16 protein-coding genes and 1 other RNA gene are annotated in these 16,551 nt (G+C 64.3%); 10 read left to right on the top strand and 7 right to left on the bottom strand.

Going from position 1 to position 16,551, the window contains the following annotated elements; all coding sequences use genetic code 11:
• Positions 1-20: 20 nt before the first annotated feature.
• The 5 genes from NCS00_RS08195 to trxA form a co-directional block, all read right to left on the bottom strand.
• Positions 21-1,784, bottom strand: coding sequence for an ArnT family glycosyltransferase (locus tag NCS00_RS08195; RefSeq protein ID WP_008349322.1), 1,764 nt, complete (start codon positions 1,782-1,784; stop codon positions 21-23).
• Between the two features lie 235 nt (positions 1,785-2,019).
• Positions 2,020-2,274: a type B 50S ribosomal protein L31 gene (locus NCS00_RS08190; RefSeq protein ID WP_008349325.1), complete on the bottom strand. Its 255-nt coding sequence runs from the start codon at positions 2,272-2,274 to the stop codon at positions 2,020-2,022.
• A gap of 141 nt (positions 2,275-2,415) precedes the next feature.
• Positions 2,416-3,252, bottom strand: coding sequence for a M90 family metallopeptidase (locus NCS00_RS08185; protein WP_250439836.1), 837 nt, complete (start codon positions 3,250-3,252; stop codon positions 2,416-2,418).
• Positions 3,253-3,363: 111 nt separating this feature from the next.
• Positions 3,364-4,629: a transcription termination factor Rho gene (gene rho, locus NCS00_RS08180; RefSeq protein WP_008349328.1), complete on the bottom strand. Its 1,266-nt coding sequence runs from the start codon at positions 4,627-4,629 to the stop codon at positions 3,364-3,366.
• A 258-nt stretch (positions 4,630-4,887) separates the two neighbouring features.
• Positions 4,888-5,214 carry a thioredoxin TrxA gene (gene trxA / locus NCS00_RS08175; protein WP_008349330.1) on the bottom strand — a complete coding sequence of 109 codons (327 nt, stop codon included), beginning with the start codon at positions 5,212-5,214 and terminating at the stop codon, positions 4,888-4,890.
• A 332-nt stretch (positions 5,215-5,546) separates the two neighbouring features.
• On the opposite strand from trxA, the gene ffs reads away from it, so the two are divergent.
• The 10 genes from ffs (at position 5,547) to NCS00_RS08125 (ending at position 14,480) form a co-directional block, all read left to right on the top strand.
• An RNA gene (gene ffs, locus NCS00_RS08170) (signal recognition particle sRNA small type) lies at positions 5,547-5,645 on the top strand.
• A 143-nt stretch (positions 5,646-5,788) separates the two neighbouring features.
• The gene (dnaX, locus tag NCS00_RS08165) at positions 5,789-8,038 is read left to right on the top strand and encodes a DNA polymerase III subunit gamma/tau (protein WP_250439835.1); all 2,250 of its coding nucleotides are present in this window, start codon (positions 5,789-5,791) and stop codon (positions 8,036-8,038) included.
• Positions 8,039-8,143: 105 nt separating this feature from the next.
• The gene (locus NCS00_RS08160) at positions 8,144-8,470 is read left to right on the top strand and encodes a YbaB/EbfC family nucleoid-associated protein (RefSeq protein WP_008349334.1); all 327 of its coding nucleotides are present in this window, start codon (positions 8,144-8,146) and stop codon (positions 8,468-8,470) included.
• A gap of 51 nt (positions 8,471-8,521) precedes the next feature.
• Positions 8,522-9,118 (top strand): recombination mediator RecR, encoded by a 597-nt coding sequence (gene recR, locus NCS00_RS08155; protein WP_034473726.1) that lies wholly within the window; start codon positions 8,522-8,524, stop codon positions 9,116-9,118.
• A gap of 14 nt (positions 9,119-9,132) precedes the next feature.
• Positions 9,133-9,357, top strand: a complete 225-nt coding sequence (locus tag NCS00_RS08150) for a DUF1653 domain-containing protein (RefSeq protein WP_250439834.1) — start codon at positions 9,133-9,135, stop codon at positions 9,355-9,357.
• 25 nt (positions 9,358-9,382) lie between these two features.
• On the top strand, positions 9,383-10,588 hold the full coding sequence (locus tag NCS00_RS08145) for a CaiB/BaiF CoA transferase family protein (protein WP_008349341.1): 1,206 nt from the start codon (positions 9,383-9,385) through the stop codon (positions 10,586-10,588).
• 50 nt (positions 10,589-10,638) lie between these two features.
• Positions 10,639-11,676 carry an ABC transporter substrate-binding protein gene (locus NCS00_RS08140; protein ID WP_034473728.1) on the top strand — a complete coding sequence of 346 codons (1,038 nt, stop codon included), beginning with the start codon at positions 10,639-10,641 and terminating at the stop codon, positions 11,674-11,676.
• Positions 11,677-11,679: 3 nt separating this feature from the next.
• Positions 11,680-12,510 (top strand): ABC transporter ATP-binding protein, encoded by an 831-nt coding sequence (locus NCS00_RS08135; RefSeq protein ID WP_008349347.1) that lies wholly within the window; start codon positions 11,680-11,682, stop codon positions 12,508-12,510.
• Positions 12,511-12,522: 12 nt separating this feature from the next.
• The gene (locus NCS00_RS08130; RefSeq protein WP_034473729.1) at positions 12,523-13,347 is read left to right on the top strand and encodes an ABC transporter permease; all 825 of its coding nucleotides are present in this window, start codon (positions 12,523-12,525) and stop codon (positions 13,345-13,347) included.
• A 149-nt stretch (positions 13,348-13,496) separates the two neighbouring features.
• Positions 13,497-14,480, top strand: a complete 984-nt coding sequence (locus NCS00_RS08125; protein ID WP_008349351.1) for a glycosyltransferase family 9 protein — start codon at positions 13,497-13,499, stop codon at positions 14,478-14,480.
• A 10-nt stretch (positions 14,481-14,490) separates the two neighbouring features.
• Here the strand turns inward: NCS00_RS08125 and NCS00_RS08120 are convergent, their stop codons facing one another.
• Together NCS00_RS08120 and NCS00_RS08115 are read right to left on the bottom strand one after the other, a co-directional pair.
• Positions 14,491-15,477 (bottom strand): glycosyltransferase, encoded by a 987-nt coding sequence (locus NCS00_RS08120; protein WP_250439833.1) that lies wholly within the window; start codon positions 15,475-15,477, stop codon positions 14,491-14,493.
• Between the two features lie 48 nt (positions 15,478-15,525).
• Positions 15,526-16,500: an NADPH:quinone oxidoreductase family protein gene (locus NCS00_RS08115; RefSeq protein ID WP_250439832.1), complete on the bottom strand. Its 975-nt coding sequence runs from the start codon at positions 16,498-16,500 to the stop codon at positions 15,526-15,528.
• Positions 16,501-16,551 lie beyond the last annotated feature (51 nt).

Raw genomic sequence — 16,551 nt, 5'->3', positions numbered from 1 at the left:
TCGGTATCGCGCGCATCGTATTACTGCGCGCGGCGCAGGCTCTTCGGGCGCAGCGGTTTCTTCGCCGGCGGCACGGGACGCTCGATGCGCACGTAGAGACGGAACCGCTCGTCGCGGTCGGCGACGCGCCGGCCTTCCCAGACGAGCTTCCACTGGAACGCCGACATCGACGACGGCTCGCCGTAATCGGCCGGATCCTGGCGCAGGATCACATCGCAATCCTCATCGAACGCGAAATGCATGCCGCCGAAATACGCGAAGGTGGCGATCTGCGCGTCGCCGAGGCGTACGGGCGAGATGCAGGTGTAGTCGGGCGGCAGATGATCGGCGATTTGCTCGGCCACGTCGCGATACGTCCGGCTGTAGTTCACGACCGGCAGCCACAGCGTCATGAGCAGGACCCACATGAGCGTGGTGCCCGCACTCGACAGCACGACGCTGCGCCACAGCACCTTCGGATGACGGGCGAGCCGCCAGCGCGCGAGCAGGAACCAGCAGACGGTCACGGCCACCGCGCACACAAAGGAAATCAGCTTGAACTCGGGATGGAAACCCGGAGCGAGACGCGCGAGATTGCGGGCCATCGCCGAGGGGAAGCCGAACATGCCGGCGGTCCACACGAGCCACACCAGCGAGCCGATGATCGTGAAACTCAGCATCGCGAACCAGTCGATCGCGTTGATCGCGCCGCGCTTGAGGGTAGGCAGCGCGAACGTCGCGAGCACCGAAAGCGGCGGCAGAAGCAGCATGAATAGCCGGTTGGTCTCGTGCGCCTGCAGCACGACCAGCACGAGCAGCGGCCCGATGATCGACAGCGGCACCCCGACGTGCGGCGAGCGGCGCAGCCCGCCCCAACTGACGAACGCCCACACCGCGAGCGGCCACGCGGGCCACGTGAAGAGCGGCAGGTTCTTGATCGCGTAGCCGAATATCGAACCGGGCGTGCCGGAGAAGAACGAGAAGCTGTTGCGCCACCATTGGCGCAGCCACCATTCGCCGTCATCCGGGAAGTAATGCAGTGTCGGCAGCACCCATGCGCCGATCAGCAGGATCGCGACCGGCAGCCCGAAGATCAGGAGCGGCGCGGAGCGGATTTGTTTGACGACGATCGTCATCGCGAGCGTGCAGAGCAACAGCGCGAAGACGAGCACCGGCGAGCTCGACAGGCCGACTACGCCAAGCGCCGCGCCCCACACGAGACCACCGTGGATCGGCTTGTCGAGGCTGCGCACGAGGCCGTAGAGGAGCATCGCGGTGCCGGCGAACTGCGCAAGCTGCGGCGTGGTCTCGTGGCCGCGCTCGGCGAGTCCGAAGCACGCGAGCAGAATCAGCAGTGCGCCATCGGCGAGCGTGCGGCCGTAGTCGCGCGGCTCCGGTTCGCCGCCGAACGCATATTTGAAGGGCTGGGCCTCGTCGCGCCGGCCGAGCAGATAGGCCGAATACCAGACGAACGCGCAGGCGAGACAGAAGAGCAGGCCCGTGACCACGCGCGATGCGTTGCTCGCATCGACCCACGGACTCAAAAGCCGAATCGCCGATGCGCCGAGCCAGTACATGAGCGGGCCGTCGGCGGTCGGCGCCTTGCCGACCAGGTTCGGCAGCAGCCAGTCGCGCGCGTCGCCATTGGCCATCGTCCACATGACGCCGAAGCCGCCCGCATCTTCGTTCTTCCACGGATCGCGGCCGAACAGCCCGAACGACGCATAGGTGATGCAGATGGCGAGCAGAAGCCAGCGCGGCAGGGCGCTGGTAGCGGAGGCGGTCAGACGAACGACAGATCGCATGCGTGAAGGCTTGATGGAGAGCGGCCCGCTGATTCGCGCTGGATGCGCGACGGGGCCAAAGCAACCGGCATTGTAGTCGCGCGGCGGCGTAAAGGGCGGTTCATCGAAGCTCGCCGTAACCCCGCGCAACAATGCATGCCGGATGCAGCAAGGGCGGTGCCGTGGCATGCGCCAAGCTGCCGGCGACAAAAAAGGGCAGCCGAAGCTGCCCTTTTCGCTGAAGCCGAAGCCCGACTTACTTCTTGGTGGAGAAGCGCGCGAACTTGTTGTTGAACTTCTCGACGCGGCCCGCCGTGTCCATGATCTTTTGCTGACCGGTGTAGAACGGGTGCGATTCCGACGACACTTCGATCTTCGCGAGCGGGTAGGTCTTGCCGTTGAATTCGGCGGTTTCGCGCGTCTGGATGGTCGAGCGGGTCACGAACTTGAAGTCGTTCGACATGTCGACGAACAGGACTTCGCGGTAATCCGGGTGAATGCCTTCTTTCATGGTCTTTCCTGGTATCTGGCGGTAGCCAACCCGTTGCACTCTTTTTTTAGTGCCGCGCGAGTCACTTGCCTAGGGTCGAAAAACGGCGATTATGCCAGAAAATCAGTCGGTTGACATCTTTTTCGGAGGCCGCGGCGCAACTCATGCAGCCGGCGCGACGAGCGCCCCAACGCCCGCCGGGTCTTGCCGGTAATAGCGCGCGAGCAGCCGGTAAAGCTCGGGATATTCGGCTTCGAACAGCTTCGGCGTCACGAAAAGCGCCTCGCTGCACACCGCGAAGAATTCCGACGGATGATCGGTCGCGTAAGGATCGATCAGCGAGTCGCGTTCGAACCGCGCCCAGCGGCGCTCCGGCACCGCATCGACGCGTGCGCAGAACTGGTCATAGGCGTTGTCGAAAATGTCGGACCACGTGGTCGAATCGAGCGGCGCGTGCCAGCGCCGGTAAAGCGGCGGATGACCGTCGGCCTCGCCCGTCACCATGTCGATCTTGTGCGCGAATTCGTGGATGACGACGTTGTAGGCGTCCGATCCGTCGGCCATCTGCGCGTCTTCCCACGACAGGACGACCGGGCCGCCTTCCCACGCTTCGCCGCTCGCATCGTGCTCGACTTCGTGCACGACGCCGTCTTCGTCCTCCACGGTTTTGCGGATGATGAACTCGCCCGGATACACGATCACACCGACCCAGCCGCGATACAAATCGAGATCGAGATTGAGCACCGGCAGACAGGCCTGCGCGGCGATCGATACGATCATCTGATCCGTCAGTTCGAGATCGTGCGCCGTCGAGAATTCCTTCTGCGCGATGAAAAGGCTCGCGGTTTCGCGCAGACGCGCGAGGTCGTTGGCGTCCAGATGGCCGAAGCACGGATACGTGTCGAGCGTGCGTTGCCAGAGCGCGTCGTCGATCGCGTATTTGCGCAGCGCGCGCTCGCGGCGTTGCGCGCCGAACCAGCGGGAGAAGAGGTTGGCCATGCGTTGAATGGGAAGACTGGACTAGTTGCGGATTGTACGCACGGCCCCAATAAAAAACCGCCTGACGATGCAGGCGGTTTTCTGTTCCGAAGCAGCGAAGCGGGACGGGGATCAGCCTCCGCCGCGGCGCATCATGTCGAAGAACTCGGCGTTGTTCTTCGTCTGACGGATCTTGTCGAGCAGGAATTCCATCGCTTCGACTTCGTCCATGTCGTGAATGAACTTGCGCAGCACCCAAACCTTCTGCAGCAGATCGGGCTTGATGAGCAATTCTTCGCGACGCGTGCCCGACTTGTTCAGATTGATCGACGGATAGACGCGCTTTTCCGCGAGGCGGCGCTCGAGGTGCACTTCCATGTTGCCGGTGCCCTTGAACTCTTCGTAGATCACGTCGTCCATGCGGCTGCCGGTTTCGATGAGCGCCGTGCCGATGATCGTGAGCGAGCCGCCTTCCTCGATGTTGCGCGCGGCGCCGAAGAAACGCTTCGGACGCTGCAGCGCGTTGGCGTCGACACCGCCCGTCAGCACCTTGCCCGATGCCGGCACGACCGTGTTGTAGGCGCGCGCGAGACGCGTGATCGAGTCGAGCAGAATCACGACGTCATGCTTCATTTCGACGAGACGCTTCGCCTTCTCGATGACCATTTCGGCCACTTGAACGTGACGCGCGGCCGGTTCGTCGAATGTCGATGCGATGACTTCGCCGCGCACCGAGCGCTGCATTTCAGTGACTTCTTCCGGGCGTTCGTCGATGAGCAGCACGAACAGGATGACGTCCGGATGATTCGCCTTCACCGCATGCGCGATGTGCTGCAGCATCACGGTTTTACCCGACTTCGGCGATGCGACGAGCAGGCCGCGCTGGCCCTTGCCGATCGGCGAGATCATGTCGATGATCCGGCCCGTGACGTTTTCCTCGCCGCGCATTTCGCGTTCGAGCGGCAGCGGCTTGTTCGGATGCAGCGGCGTGAGGTTCTCGAACATGATCTTGTGTTTCGAGGCCTCGGGCGGCTGCCCGTTGACTTTGTCCACCTTCACGAGCGCGAAATAGCGCTCGCCGTCCTTCGGCGTGCGGACTTCGCCTTCGATCGTGTCGCCGGTGTGCAGATTGAAGCGGCGGATTTGCGACGGGCTGATATAGATGTCGTCCGTGCTCGCGAGATACGACGTCTCGGGCGAGCGCAGAAAGCCGAAGCCGTCGGGCAGCACTTCGAGCGTGCCGTCGCCGAAAATCGTGTCGCCGCCCTTGGCGCGCTTTTTAAGAATCGCGAACATCAATTCCTGCTTGCGCAGGCGGTTCGCATTTTCGATTTCGAGGCCGTTGGCCATCTCGATCAGTGCGGAGACGTGCTGAGACTTGAGCTCGGATAAATGCATACGGATTTCCCGCCGGGGAGAGAGGTGCGACAGAAAGATTTGGGAGAAGAGGTGAGCGGAACCGCTCGAGACTTAATACTTCTTGAACTCTTGTGATTCTAGCATAGCACACGCCACAGCGGCCTCGGGTGGGCTTTGGGCGGGGCTCGTCGGCCGATGTTGTCGCGTGACAACATCGGCTGCATCGGCACCACGCCTTGGCGTGTCGTCGATGCAGACGCGAGCGACGGGAGATGCCGCCGCTCGCCGGTGATGCCGTTACAGGTTGCTGTCGAGGAACGCGGTCAGTTGCGACTTGGACAATGCGCCGACTTTCTGCGCGGCCACTGCGCCGTTCTTGAAGAGAATCAGCGTGGGAATGCCGCGCACGCCGAACTTCACGGGCGTCGACTGATGTTCGTCCACGTTGATCTTCGCGATCTGCAGGCGATCGCCGTAATCCTTCGCGACTTCGTCGAGGATCGGGGCAATCATCTTGCACGGACCGCACCACTCAGCCCAGAAATCGAGCAGGACAGGTTTATCCGACTTGACGACATCCTGTTCGAAAGAAGCGTCGCTGATGTGCTTGATTGATTCGCTCATTGTCTGAATACCTCTATTGAATCGAGGCCCGCGTTTGAATGCTCGCCACGATACACCAAAACCGAAAAAATTTTCGTCACCAACGGGCCGGACTTCGGCCCGCGCGCCGTGCGCCAGAATGAACCGCGAACGGCGGCGAATGATCCGCGGAAGGGCGAAATGCACCACTTCCAAGTAATTCACGTGTCATCTTAGCCTAATTCGCTATCCGTTGCCGGATGCTGATAGGGCGCATCTGAGGCCGAAAATACGAAGCACAAGAGGGGCTCGGAAGGGCGTGCGTTTCGCCGACGCCTTCCGGCTGCGCCCGACCCCGTGGTACAATTCAACGTGACGGGCCTCCTCGCATGGTGGCGCGGTCAACCTGGTCAGGTCGGGAACGAAGCAGCCACAGCCGCTTTCCACCAGTGCCGAGGGTCGGGCTCGTCACCTTCCGCTTTTCTTCCGTAGGTCTCCCTGCTGATTTTCCTGGCTTATTCGTGTTCCGCACGCCATGGCGCGTGGCGAGTTCGTGCGCCCGATCACCCCGCTGGAGCGGCGTTTGCGCAAGGTCGTTGCTGATACAATTTCGCGCATGACCTATCAAGTTCTCGCACGCAAATGGCGACCGAAATCATTCGAGTCGCTCGTCGGCCAGGAGCACGTCGTCCGTGCGCTCACGCACGCGCTCGACGGCGGCCGCCTGCATCACGCGTATCTTTTCACGGGCACGCGCGGCGTCGGCAAGACGACGCTCTCGCGCATCTTCGCGAAGGCGCTCAATTGTGAAACCGGCGTGACCTCGAAGCCGTGCGGCGTGTGCCGTGCGTGCCGGGAAATCGATGAAGGCCGCTTCGTCGATTACGTCGAGATGGATGCGGCGAGCAATCGCGGCGTCGACGAAATGGCGGCGCTGCTGGAGCGCGCCGTGTACGCACCCGTCGATGCCCGCTTCAAGGTCTACATGATCGACGAAGTGCACATGCTCACGAACCACGCCTTCAACGCAATGCTGAAGACGCTGGAAGAGCCGCCGCCGCACGTGAAGTTCATTCTCGCGACGACCGATCCGCAGAAGATTCCGGTCACCGTGCTCTCGCGTTGCCTCCAGTTCAATCTGAAGCAGATGCCGGCGGGGCACATCGTCTCGCATCTGGAGAACATTCTTCAGCAGGAGAACATCCCGTTCGAGCCGCAGGCACTGCGTCTCTTGTCGCGCGCGGCGGACGGCTCCATGCGCGACGCGCTTTCGCTGACCGATCAGGCCATCGCGTATTCGGCGAACGAAGTCACCGAGGATGCCGTGCGCGGCATGCTCGGCGCGCTCGATCAAAGCTACCTGATCCGTCTCATCGACGCGCTCGCCGGCGGCGACGGCCCCGGCGTGCTCGCGATCGCCGACGAAATGGCGCTGCGCAGCCTGTCGTTCTCGACGGCGCTGCAGGATCTGGCGAGTCTTCTGCATCGGATCGGATGGGCGCAGTTCGCACCGACGTCGGTGCTGGACGAATGGCCTGAAGCTGCGGACATCCGCCGCTTCGCCGAGATGCTGTCGGCCGAGGAGGTTCAGCTTTTCTATCAGATCGCCACGGTCGGGCGCAGCGAGCTCGGTCTCGCGCCGGACGAGTACGCCGGCTTCACGATGACGCTCCTGCGCATGCTCGCGTTCGAGCCGGCGGGCGGATCGGGCGGCGGCGTCGCCGTGGGTGCGCCTTCGGGCGCGAAGCCCGCGCGCAGCGCCGCGCTCGTGGGTGCGATGGCCGAGCGCTCCGTCGCGCCTGCGCCTGCGTCGGCGTCGGCGTCGGCGTCGGCGTCGGTTGCGAAAGCGCCGGCGCCCGCCGTCGAGACGGTGGTCGTGAAGGCGGTCGAAGAACCCGTCGTCGAAAAGAGCGAGCCCGTGCCGGTAAAAGCCGCGCCGATGCCGAGCGCCGCGCGACAGGCCGTCGATGAAGCCGCGCCTGCCGCGCCGAGCACGTCCGACGAAGCCGCGACTTCGCGCGCGGCAAGCGGCGCGAGCGCGGCGCTTGAAGTCTTGCGCAGCGCGGGCATGCGCCTGTCGTCCGATCGGGGCGCGCGTGGCGCGTCTGCGCAGACGGCGGCTCCCGCTGCGCCCAAGCCCGTCGCGAAACCGGCCGCGCAAGTTCCGGTGCCGACGCCGCGCCGCGCTCCGGCTGCCGCATCCGCCGCGCCCGAGCCGAAGCCCGAGCCGAAGCCCGCGGCCGGCAACGCGAGCAAGTCGAACGTCGTGCCGCCGTGGGAAGAGATGCCGCCCGACGACTACGCGCCGGCCGGATCCGAAGACGCTTATTTCATGCCGCCCGACGACGGCTTCGTGCCAGCCTTCGACAGCGGCCCGGACGACATGCGCTTCAACGCCGAGCCCGCCGCGAAACCGGCGCCCGTCATCGACACGGCGCCGTTGCCGCCCGCCGTGCCGCTCGATGCGCTCGGCGTGTCGATCGAATGGGCGGCGCTCGCCGTCGATCTTCCGCTGAAGGGCGTTGCGTATCAGCTTGCGTTCAACAGCGAGCTCACCGCCTGCGATGCGAATTCCGTGACGCTTGCGGTTCCGGTCCAGATGTACACCGACGCCACGCATGTCGGCAAACTCAAGGCCGCGCTCGCCGAAAAGCTCGGCCGCGCGATCGAAGTCAGCGTGAACGTCGCGCCCGCGCGGCGCACCGCTGCCGCGCTCGACGCCGCCGAACGCGCCCGCCGTCAGCAGGAAGCCGAGCAGGAGATCAAGCAGGATCCGTTCGTGCAATCGCTGATCCGCGATTTCGGCGCGAGCATCGTGCAGGGTTCGATCAAGCCGATTGCCGCATCGGGCGCGAATCCATCGTGAACTGAAGCGCGCGGCGCGGTTTTCGACTTCGCGCCGCCGCACCGAATATCGGGCGCGCGCATCGCGCGTGCTTTTGCCACACGTTTTCCAGTAAGGAGCCGAACCATGATGAAGAACCAACTCGCCGGGCTGATGAAACAGGCTCAGCAGATGCAGGAAAACATGAAGAAGATGCAGGATCAGCTCGCGCAGATCGAGGTCGAGGGCCAGTCCGGCGCCGGTCTCGTGAAGGTGACGATGACCTGCAAGAACGACGTTCGCCGCGTGCAGATCGACCCGAGCCTGCTCGCCGACGACAAGGACATGCTGGAAGACCTCGTCGCCGCCGCGTTCAACGACGCCGTGCGCAAGGCGGAAGCCACCACGCAAGAGAAGATGAGCGGCATGACCGCCGGCATGCCGATGCCGCCGGGTTTCAAGCTGCCGTTCTGATCGCGCGCGCCGGAGCGGATTCGGCGCGCTTCGATGTCAAATGAAGGACACATGAAACAACCTTCCGCCCTGTCGGCGCTCGTCGAAGCGCTGCGCGCGCTGCCCGGCGTCGGACCGAAGTCGGCGCAGCGCATGGCGTATCACCTGATGCAGCACGATCGCAAAGGCGCCGAAAAGCTCGGCAATTCGCTGCTGTTTGCCACCGAGAATCTGAAGCACTGCGAGAAGTGCAACACGTTCACGGAAAGCGATATCTGCGAAGTCTGCAGCGACGAAGAGCGCGATCCGGCTTTGCTGTGCGTCGTCGAGACGCCTGCCGACCAGATCATGCTCGAACAGACGCTCACGTATCGCGGGCTCTATTTCGTACTGATGGGACGGCTCAGCCCGCTCGACGGCATCGGTCCGAAGGAGATTCACTTCGAGCGGCTCATCAATCGCGCGCTCGACGGCGTTGTGCGGGAAGTGGTGCTGGCTACCAACTTCACCAACGAAGGCGAAGCGACCGCGCACTATCTCGCGCAAACGCTCAAGAGCAAAGGGCTCAAGGTGACGCGGCTCGCGCGCGGCGTGCCGGTCGGCGGCGAGCTCGAATATGTCGATGCCGGCACGATCGCGCGCGCGATGCTCGATCGCCGTTCCGTATGAAAGGACTCGAATCGATGACAGAAGCCGAAGCGCTCGCGCTCGCGACGCATCGTCACTACAAGGGCGGGCTGTATCGCGTGATCGGCGTCGCGCGGCACTCGGAAACCGAGGAAGCGATGATCGTCTACGAGCATCTGTGGCCGCATGAACGCGGCTTGTGGGTGCGCCCCGCGGCGATGTTCAACGAGACGCTCGCCGACGGCACGCCGCGCTTCAAGCCGCTCGATATTCCGCTCTGAGAAAACACACAAAGGAGACACGACCATGAGCGCAACGACGGGACCACTCGCGGGCGTGAAGGTACTGGAACTGGGCACGCTCATCGCCGGCCCGTTCGCCGCGCGCTTCATGGGCGAGTTCGGCGCCGACGTCATCAAGATCGAGGATCCGAACGGCGGCGACCCGCTGCGCAAGTGGCGCAAGCTCTATCCGGAAGTGGGCGGCACGTCGCTCTGGTGGGCCGTGCAGGCGCGCAACAAAAAATCCGTGACGATCAATCTCAAGGCCGACGAGGGCAAGGAGATCGTGCGGCGGCTCGCGAAGGAAGCCGATATCGTCGTCGAGAATTTCCGGCCCGGCTTGCTGGAGAAACTCGGGCTCGGTTACGAGGTGCTGTCCGCCGACAATCCCGGTCTCGTGATGGTGCGCCTTTCCGGTTACGGTCAGACCGGTCCGTATCGCGATCGTCCGGGCTTCGGCGCAATCGCGGAATCGATGGGCGGTTTGCGTCATATCACCGGTTATCCGGATTTGCCGCCGCCGCGCATCGGCATTTCGATCGGCGATTCGATCGCCGCGCTGCACGGCGTGATCGGCGCGCTGATGGCGCTGCATCATCGCCAAGTGAACGGCGGCAAAGGCCAGGTCGTCGACGTCGCGCTCTATGAAGCCGTCTTCAACATGATGGAAAGCGTCGTGCCGGAATACGGCGTGTACGGCATGGTGCGCGAGCGCACGGGCGCGTCGCTGCCGGGCATCGTGCCGTCGAACACGTATCCGTGCCGCGATGGCAGCATCGTGATCGGCGGCAACAGCGATCCGATCTTCAAGCGCCTGATGAACGCGATCGATCGCGCGGATCTCGCGGACGATCCCGCGCTCGCGTCGAACGACGGACGCGTGCCGCGCACGCAGGAAATCGACGACGCTATCGCCGCTTGGCTCTCGACGCGCAGCATCGACGAGGCGCTCGCTGTGTTGAACGCCGCCGACGTGCCGGCCGGGCGCATCTACAGCGTCGCCGACATGTTCACCGATCCGCAATACCTCGCGCGTCAGATGCTGCAGCGTTTCCCGTGGCAGGACGGCCGCGAGATCACGCTGCCGAACGTGACGCCGAAGCTCTCCGAAACGCCGGGGGAAACGCGCTGGCTCGGGCCGCAACTCGGTGAACACACGGATGAAGTACTTCAAACGCTCGGGTATGATGCCGACGATATTGCGCGGCTGCGCGCGGCCAAGGTGATCTGAGCCTCGAGCCGAACAGCGCCGACAACGATAAAACCAGGAGACAGACAACGATGAAACGCAGAACGTTCATCGCGAGCGGCGCCGCGCTCGCGGGCGGGGCAATGTCGGGCATGCCGCTCGCAATCGCACAGAACAAGCTGGAGCAGAGCAAGGTATCGGTCGCGGTCGGCGGCAAGAATCTCTTCTACTATCTGCCGCTCACGATCGCCGAGCGTCGCAACTACTTCAAGGACGAAGGGCTCGACGTCGAAATCGCCGATTTCGCGGGCGGCGCGAAGGCGCTTCAGGCGGCGGTCGGCGGCAGCGCGGATGTCGTATCCGGCGCGTTCGAGCACACGTTGCTGCTGCAGGCGAAGAATCAGTACTTCCGCGAATTCGTGCTGCAAGGGCGCGCGCCGCAGATCGTGCTCGCCGTGTCCAAGAAGGCGATGCCGAACTACAAGTCCGTCGCCGATTTGAAGGGCAAGAAAATCGGCGTGACGGCGCCGGGCTCGTCGACGGCGATCATGGCGAGCTTCGTGCTCGCGCAAGCGGGGCTGAAGGCGACCGACGTGTCGTTCATCGGCGTCGGCGCGGGCGCGGGCGCGATCGCCGCGCTGCAATCCGGCCAGATCGACGCCATCGCCAACCTCGATCCGGTGATGACCAAGCTCGATCGCGCGGGCGATATCCGCATCGTGTCGGACACGCGCACGCTCGCGGACACCGTCAAGGTGTTCGGCGGCAACATGCCGGCGGGTTGCCTGTACGCGTCGCAGAGCTTCATCACGAAGAATCCGAACACGACGCAGGCGCTCACCAACGCGATGGTACGCGCGCTGAAGTGGCTGCAGACGGCCTCGGGCAAGGATCTCATCTCGACGGTGCCGGAAAGCTATCTGCTCGGCGATCGCGCGCTGTATCTCGATTCGTGGCAGCACGTGAAGGAGGCGCTGTCGCCGGACGGCCTGATGCCCGCCGACGGTCCCGCGACCTCGCTCAAGACGCTGCAAGCCTTCGACGAAACCGTGAAGGGCAAGCCGATCGACCTGTCGAAGACCTGGACCAACGATTTCGTCAAGAAGGCCCTCGCAAGCGTCAAGGTCTGACCGATGTCGTCGCCATCGAACCATGCGCTCGCGCTCGAGGACGTCACCTGCACGTTCGCGTCGCGCGAGAGTCGCCGTGATCGCTACACGGCGGTCCGCGATACGAGCCTCGCGATCGCGCCAGGAGAATTCGTGTCCGTCGTCGGGCCGACCGGCTGCGGAAAATCGACATTGCTCAACGTGTCGGCGGGATTGCTGGAGCCTTCGTCGGGCACCGTGAGCGTGTTCGGCGAAAAGCTGAAGGGCATCAACCGGCGCGCGGGCTACATGTTCCAGGCCGATGCGCTGATGCCGTGGCGCTCCGCGCTCGACAACGTCACGGCCGGCCTCGCGTTTCAGGGCGTGCCGAAGGCCGAAGCCGACAAGCGCGGCGAGGAATGGCTGAAGCGCGTGGGCCTCGGCGGTTTCGGCGACCGTTATCCGCATCAGTTGTCGGGCGGCATGCGTAAGCGCGTCGCGATGGCGCAGACGCTCATCCTCGATCCCGACATCATCCTCATGGACGAGCCGTTCTCCGCGCTCGACATCCAGACGCGCCAGCTCATGGAAAACGAGTTGCTCGATCTGTGGGCCGCGAAACGCAAGGCCGTGCTTTTCATCACGCACGATCTGGACGAGGCGATCTCGATGTCCGATCGCGTCGTCGTGCTGGCGGCGGGGCCGGGCACGCATCCGATCGGCGAATTCGCGATCGATCTGCCGCGCCCGCGCGATGTCGCCGAGATCCGCTCGCATCCGCGCTTCGTCGAACTGCACGCGCAGATCTGGGGCGTGCTGCGCGAAGAAGTGCTGAAGGGTTATCAGCAGCAGCTGAAGCCCGCCGCCGCCGAATAAGACGATACGACCATGTGGAACAAGCTGCGCCCGAATCGGGCGAATCTCATCGTGTGGCAGTGGCTGTTGCTGCTCGCGTGCTTCGTGCTGTGGTACATGCTGACGAGCCCGACGCTCTTGCCGCCTTTCTATTTCGACGACGCGAACAAGGCCGCCTTTTTCTTCGGCGAGCCGCAGAAGGTGCTCATACGCATCTGGGAATGGTTCACGAGCGGCGAGATTTACATCCATCTGTGGGTGACGCTGATCGAAACGGTGCTGGCGTTCGTCATCGGCACGGTGACGGGACTCGGCGTCGGTCTCTGGCTCGCGCTCGCGCCGATGACGAGCGCGCTCCTCGATCCCTACATCAAGGCCGCCAATTCGATGCCGCGCGTGATCCTCGCGCCGATCTTCGCGGTGTGGTTCGGTCTCGGCATCTGGTCGAAGGTCGCGCTTGGCGTGACGCTCGTGTTCTTCATCGTGTTCTTCAACGTGTATCAGGGCGTGAAGGAAGTGAGCCCGGTCGTGCTCGCGAATGCGCGCATGCTCGGCGCGAATCGCAAGCAGTTGCTGCGGTATGTCTATCTGCCGAGCGCGACCAGCTGGGTGTTTTCGAGCCTGCACACGTCGGTGGGGCTCGCGTTCGTCGGCTCGGTGGTCGGCGAATATCTCGGCTCGGCGCGCGGTGTCGGTTATCTGATCCTGCAGGCCGAAGGCACCTTCGACATCAACACGGTGTTCGCGGGGATTCTCGTGCTGACCGCGTTCGCGCTGGTGCTCGACGGTCTCGTCGCGCTGGTCGAGCGCCGGCTCATGAAATGGCAGCCGAAGAGCGGAGAAACCGAGAAGCTTTGACGCCCCGGTTGTGCGCGTGCCAACACGCCGTCAACGAAGCCGACCGTTTTCGGAATGCCCGTCATGGCACGACACGGTCGACATCGCTATCATGCTGTCCTGGACAGGCCGTTGCACGACGTCCGTCGTGCGATCCCGCGGGACCAACAATGAAACTGCGAACTGACGGTTCGATTGCGGTGGTGTTGCCATCGCCGATCGGCGACAGCCTCATCGGGCTCGTTCTCGTCGACAATCTCATCCGCAACGGATATCGCCCCGTCGTGTTCGGCTGGGTCGTGGAGCAACTCGCCGACTGGTTTCCCCATGTGACGGTAGGGCGTCGCGACGCCTGGCAGGGCGCGTTCGACACCGTGATCGAGCTTCGCCCGACCGACTACGCATCGACGCTGAGCCGCTCGGGCCAGACCATCTGTCTCGCCACGCTGCCCGAATACGGCGGCTCGAAGCACATGGTCGACCGCATCGTCGATATCGCGAAGAACGTGCTCGGTCTCGCCGACGTGACGCGCGCGAACGGTCTCGTCGTGCCGTCCGGCGTCATGCGCGGGCGCTTCGCGAATCGCGTCGTCATTCATCCGACCGGCAGTCATCCTGAAAAGATGTGGGGCCGCGAGAAGTTTCTTGCGCTCTCGCGTGCGCTGACGCGGCGGAGATTGCGGCCGAGCTTTCTCGTCGCGCCTGCGGAGTTCGGCGTCTGGGGCGATATCGCTGAAGAAGGGTGCGAGGTCAATGCGCTGCCGCAACTGGGCGAAGTCGCGGCATGGATCGCCGAATCGTCGTGGTTCATCGGCAACGATTCGGGGCTCGGGCATCTCGCGTCCTGCATCGGCGTGCCGACGCTCTCTCTCTTTATGCGCCAGGGCCTTGCGCGCTCGTGGCGTCCGGGCTGGGGCCCGGGCGCGGTCGTGGTGCCGCCGTCCTTTCTGCCTTTCGGCGGGCTTCGCGAACGCTTGTGGCAACGCCTGCTCACCGTGCGTCGCGTGACATCCGCGTTCAGGACGTTGCACGGCAACCATGCGCGCGCGGCGCAACACTACGCGATGGCCGATTTCGCCGACGCCAAAGCGGCTCAGCCGACCCAAGCAACGCGCATCGGCATGCTGCCGCGCGCGCAATCGCGACGCCTATAAGCGGACGCCTTCACGCCGCGAAGCGCGAATAGACGCGCCAGCAGCGAAGCGCGCGCCACACTTCGCTCGCATTGGTCGCGCCCTTCAGCATCGCGCGAACATACCCCGACTGCAGAAACTGCCGCGCGAAAGGCTTGCGCAGTTCGTCGTCGGTCAGGCGCTTTCTGAGCACATGCAGGAGATGACCGCTTTCGCGGTTGGCTTGGCGTAGCAGAATCCGGCTGAGACTTCGGTCGGTTTGCGGATCGAGCGCGGCGGTCACGAGCGCGTCGATCACGCGCAGATAACCCGCCGCGCGGCGCGCGACAGCGGCCGGCGAGGGCGAGTTCGTGATCGATTCCGGATTGCGTCGATAGCCGTACAACGGTTCGCGCACGAAACCGACGCGCTGTGCGTGAAGCCCGAGCTGCAACGCCCAGATGATGTCCTCGTGCACCACGCCTTCCTCGAAACGCAGGCCGTGTCTCACGACGAGATCGCGCCGCACGCATTGCAGCCACACGCAGACGACCCAGTCGTCGTTCGGCACGGTCCGTTTCAGCCACGCCGTGCCGTCGCAGATGTCGCCCCACGGCTGGCCTTCGTACATCGGTCGAGGATCGGCGGGCGGCGGCAAGTCCTCGAAGCTGAATCCGTTGCCGATCACGACATCGAGCCGATGCCGGCGGCCGTGTTCGATCCACGTGCGCAACGCGCCGGGCTTCATCCAGTCGTCGCCGTCCGCGAACGCGATCCACTCGCCGCGCGCGAGCGTCAGCCCGACATTGCGCGTCGCCGATACGCCGCGATTTTCTTGCGCTACCACACGGATGCGTGCATCGGCCGCCGCCATCGTTTCGAGCATGGCGAGACTGTCGTCTGTCGCGCCGTCACAGATCGCGATGACTTCGAGATCGACGCCTTGCTGATCGAGCACCGAGCGCAGCAGCGCTTCGAGCCAGGCTTCGCAGTTGTAGACCGGCACGATGACGCTGACATCGGGGCATAGACTCGCCATGGCTCTTCGCGGAGTGCGTGAAAGCGCGCAATGGTAGCAGTGCGCGCGTTATGGCTCGATCACGATCTTGCCCGTCACGCGCCGGTTCATCATGTCGTCCAGCGCTTGCGGCGTTTCGTCGAGCGAGTAGCGTTTCGTGACGACAGGGCGCAGCTTGCCCGCTTTGATCCACTCGACCATCGTCGCGAATTCCCGATCGGCGAGCGCGTGTTCGCGCTGCATGTGACCGCCCCAGAACACGCCGACGATGCTCGCGCCTTTCAGCAGCGCCAGATTGAACGGCAGCTTCGGAATCTCGCCGTTCGCGAAGCCGACGACGAGATACCGTCCGCGCCAGCCGATGCTGCGAAACGCGGGTTCGGCATACGTTCCGCCGACCGGATCGAAGATCACATCCGGCCCGTTGCCGTCCGTCAGCGCCTTGATACGCTCGCGCAAGTCTTCGTGCGCGTAATCGATGACCTCGTCCGCGCCATGTTCGCGACAGAACGCGAGCTTCTCCGCGCTCGATGCCGCCGCGAGCACGCGCGCACCGACGATCTTGCCGATCTGGATCGCCGCGATGCCGACGCCGCCGGCCGCGCCCAGCACGAGCAGCGTGTCGCCGGCCTTGAGCTCGCCGCGATCGACGAGCGCGTGATACGACGTGCCGTAGGCGAGCGAGAACGCGGCGGCCTCGGCGAGATCGACGTCATCGGGCAAGACGATGCAATCGGCGGCTTTCGCGCGCGCCTGTTCGGCGAACGCGCCTTGCGCGGTGTAGGCGGCCACGCGCATGCCGGGCGCGAGATGCGTGACGCCCGCGCCGGCTTCGCGCACGATGCCCGCGAACTCCGCGCCGGGCGTGAACGGCAGCGGCGGCTTGAACTGGTATTTGTTCTGGATGATGAGCACGTCGGGAAAGTTCACGCTCGCCGCTTTCACGTCAATGACGACTTCGCCTGCTTCCGGATGCAGGTCGGGCAGCGTTTCGATCGAAAGCGTGTGGGGCAATCCGTGTTCGTTGCATCGTACGGCGCGCATGTTTTCTCCTGGTTGAACTGGGCTCAGTGTATGGCAGTTCGAGTCGTCGTC

The organism is Caballeronia sp. AZ1_KS37, assembly GCF_023631165.1.
Classification (GTDB): domain Bacteria; phylum Pseudomonadota; class Gammaproteobacteria; order Burkholderiales; family Burkholderiaceae; genus Caballeronia; species Caballeronia zhejiangensis.
The sequence above is the reverse complement of the archived record's forward strand: the minus strand, read 5'-3'. Positions and strand labels throughout refer to the sequence as shown.

Excerpts from the sequence above, each read along its gene's own strand:
- NCS00_RS08195 (WP_008349322.1), bottom strand. The coding sequence starts at position 1,784 with ATGCGATCTGTCGTTCGTCTGACCGCCTCCGCTACCAGCGCCCTGCCG.
- NCS00_RS08190 (WP_008349325.1), bottom strand. The coding sequence starts at position 2,274 with ATGAAAGAAGGCATTCACCCGGATTACCGCGAAGTCCTGTTCGTCGAC.
- NCS00_RS08185 (WP_250439836.1), bottom strand. The coding sequence starts at position 3,252 with ATGGCCAACCTCTTCTCCCGCTGGTTCGGCGCGCAACGCCGCGAGCGC.
- rho (WP_008349328.1), bottom strand. The coding sequence starts at position 4,629 with ATGCATTTATCCGAGCTCAAGTCTCAGCACGTCTCCGCACTGATCGAG.
- trxA (WP_008349330.1), bottom strand. The coding sequence starts at position 5,214 with ATGAGCGAATCAATCAAGCACATCAGCGACGCTTCTTTCGAACAGGAT.
- dnaX (WP_250439835.1), top strand. The coding sequence starts at position 5,789 with ATGACCTATCAAGTTCTCGCACGCAAATGGCGACCGAAATCATTCGAG.
- NCS00_RS08160 (WP_008349334.1), top strand. The coding sequence starts at position 8,144 with ATGATGAAGAACCAACTCGCCGGGCTGATGAAACAGGCTCAGCAGATG.
- recR (WP_034473726.1), top strand. The coding sequence starts at position 8,522 with ATGAAACAACCTTCCGCCCTGTCGGCGCTCGTCGAAGCGCTGCGCGCG.
- NCS00_RS08150 (WP_250439834.1), top strand. The coding sequence starts at position 9,133 with ATGACAGAAGCCGAAGCGCTCGCGCTCGCGACGCATCGTCACTACAAG.
- NCS00_RS08145 (WP_008349341.1), top strand. The coding sequence starts at position 9,383 with ATGAGCGCAACGACGGGACCACTCGCGGGCGTGAAGGTACTGGAACTG.
- NCS00_RS08140 (WP_034473728.1), top strand. The coding sequence starts at position 10,639 with ATGAAACGCAGAACGTTCATCGCGAGCGGCGCCGCGCTCGCGGGCGGG.
- NCS00_RS08135 (WP_008349347.1), top strand. The coding sequence starts at position 11,680 with ATGTCGTCGCCATCGAACCATGCGCTCGCGCTCGAGGACGTCACCTGC.
- NCS00_RS08130 (WP_034473729.1), top strand. The coding sequence starts at position 12,523 with ATGTGGAACAAGCTGCGCCCGAATCGGGCGAATCTCATCGTGTGGCAG.
- NCS00_RS08125 (WP_008349351.1), top strand. The coding sequence starts at position 13,497 with ATGAAACTGCGAACTGACGGTTCGATTGCGGTGGTGTTGCCATCGCCG.
- NCS00_RS08120 (WP_250439833.1), bottom strand. The coding sequence starts at position 15,477 with ATGGCGAGTCTATGCCCCGATGTCAGCGTCATCGTGCCGGTCTACAAC.
- NCS00_RS08115 (WP_250439832.1), bottom strand. The coding sequence starts at position 16,500 with ATGCGCGCCGTACGATGCAACGAACACGGATTGCCCCACACGCTTTCG.